The 1,392-nt window shown below is 75.2% G+C and carries 2 protein-coding genes; one reads left to right on the top strand and one right to left on the bottom strand.

Going from position 1 to position 1,392, the window contains the following annotated elements; translation table 11 throughout:
* Nucleotides 1-591 (bottom strand): adenosylcobinamide-GDP ribazoletransferase (locus tag ACFV5N_RS27830; RefSeq protein ID WP_385605318.1); only part of this gene is annotated, 591 nt, incomplete at its 3' end.
* A 45-nt stretch (nt 592-636) separates the two neighbouring features.
* Between ACFV5N_RS27830 and ACFV5N_RS27825 the strand changes: the two genes are divergently transcribed.
* The coding region (locus ACFV5N_RS27825; protein ID WP_385605315.1) for a hypothetical protein at nt 637-1,392 on the top strand (756 nt) is incomplete at its 3' end.

The following is a 1,392-nucleotide window of genomic DNA, read 5'->3' as shown; positions in this document are numbered from 1 at the left end:
GGTGCCGTACGCGGCCGGCCCCGGCACGCTCCCCGCCACCAGCGCCCCCAGCCCGTCCGGCCGGGCGGCCGGCACCCGGGCGCGGCAGCCCAGCGTCAGCGCGGTGCGCGAGACCAGCCCGCACAGCACCGCGGCGGCGAGCCCGTACCGCTGCCCCGCGCCGTACAGCTCGGCGAGCGCGCCCACCTGGGCCAGCAGCGTCACCAGCAGCGTGACGACGCCGAACGGACCGATGTCCGAGCGCTTCATCACCGCCAGCGCGCCCTCGGCCGGCCTGCCGCTGCCGAGCCCGTCGGCGACATCCGCGAGCCCGTCCAGGTGCAGGGCCCGGCTGAGCAGCACCGGCACCGCCACCGTCCCCAGCGCGGTGAGGAACGGGCCGAAACCCAGCCGCAGCAGCACCCACCCGGCCCCGGCCGCGCACAGCCCCACCACACAACCCACCACGGGAGCGCACAGCATCCCCGCCCGGGCGGTGCGCCGGTCCCAGCGCGGCGGCGGGCCGACCGGCAGCACGGTCAGCGTCCCGAAGGCGAACCGCAGACCGTGCCGCACTGCGTCCAACGGGGGAGCGGGCGGCGTGGCATCCATGAGGCGGCAGCGTAGTGCCGGGCGCTCGGGAACCATGCGGGAAGCATGGGGCACTGGCTGGAGCGCAACATCATCGAACCGGGCAAGCTGCCGCTGCTGCTGGCGCTGGCCGCGTTCGTCATCACCTTCGCCGTCACCCGCTGCATCACCCGGCTGATCCGGGCGGGGCGCGGACCGTTCCACGACGTCACGGGAGCCGGCGGGGAACACGTGCACCACGTGGTGCCCGGCGTCATCCTCATGCTGATCGGCGGCTTCGGCGGCATCGCGGCCGGCGCGGTCGGGGTCACCGCCTCGGTGGTGGCGGTGCTGTTCGGGATCGGTGCGGGTCTGGTGCTCGACGAGTTCGCGCTGATCCTGCATCTGCACGACGTGTACTGGAGCGAACAGGGCCGGCAGAGCGTCGAGATCGTCGTCGTCACCGCGGCCCTGGTGGCGATGCTGCTGGCCGGGTTCGTGCCGCTGGACATCAACAACGTCTCCACCGAGGAACGGCTGACCCGTGGCAACGCCATCGCGGCCGTGCTGGTGAACTTCGCCCTGGTGCTCGTCACCCTGCTCAAGGGCAAACGGTGGCTGGCGCTGTGGGGTGTCCTGCTGCCGCCCCTCGCCCTGGTGGGCGCGGTGCGCCTGGCCCGCCCCGGCTCGCCGTGGGCCAATCGCCTCTACCGCCGCCACCCCCGGATCGCCGCCCGCGCCGCACGCCGCGCCGCCCGCCACGACGCACGCTGGGCGGGCCCCAGCCGCCGCGCCGAGGACTGGCTGGGCGGCGCACCGACCGGCGAACGGCGTGGGGAGGAG

The organism is Streptomyces sp. NPDC059853, from assembly GCF_042731495.1.
Classification (GTDB): Bacteria; Actinomycetota; Actinomycetes; order Streptomycetales; family Streptomycetaceae; genus Streptomyces.
Note: the sequence above shows the minus strand (reverse complement) of the source record. Positions and strands in the feature narration are given on the sequence as shown.